This is a genomic window from Pseudomonas sp. Bc-h, from assembly GCF_002080045.1.
Taxonomy (GTDB): domain Bacteria; phylum Pseudomonadota; class Gammaproteobacteria; order Pseudomonadales; family Pseudomonadaceae; genus Aquipseudomonas.
On sequence record NZ_MUIN01000041.1, the window covers coordinates 1 to 526 of the forward strand.

The 526-nt window shown below is 51.0% G+C and carries 1 protein-coding gene; it reads left to right on the forward strand.

The window, feature by feature from the left end:
- On the forward strand, positions 1–526 hold a 526-nt coding region (locus tag BWR59_RS31740; protein ID WP_143491015.1), incomplete at both ends, for an efflux RND transporter periplasmic adaptor subunit.

Sequence of the window (526 nt, forward strand, 5' to 3'; positions counted from 1 at the left end):
CGGTTTCTGTGACGCCAAATATTGCAGGAAAGATAACCAGAGTGCTTGTCGTTCCCGGTCAAAAGGTCTCGAAAGGGCAGCTTATTGCACTCCTTGACGATCAGCAGTTGGTTGCTCAGCTGCAACAAACAACCGCTCCTCAACGAACCGCTCTAAATCAAGTTGTACAAGCCCAGATCGCACTCGACCTTGCGCAAAAGAATTTGACTCGCTCTGAAGCCTTGTTTGCAAAGGACATCGTGGCAGAAAAGGACGTTGTTGCAGCGCGCAGCCAGGTTGATCTGTGCAAAGCTCAGGTCGAAGCTGCGCAAGCCAGAGTAGCAGAAGCGAAAGCGGCTCCGCTGAATGTCACTACTCAATTGGCATGGACAAAAGTGGTCAGCCCGATCTCGGGCGTTATAGCCCAGAGATTTCTCAATGTCGGCGATATGACTGATCCAAGTAAACCGATAGCGCACGTGGTGAATTTGAACACAGTCATCGTAGAAGCCAATATGCCGGCAGATTCTCCCGCTGAGCCCAAAGT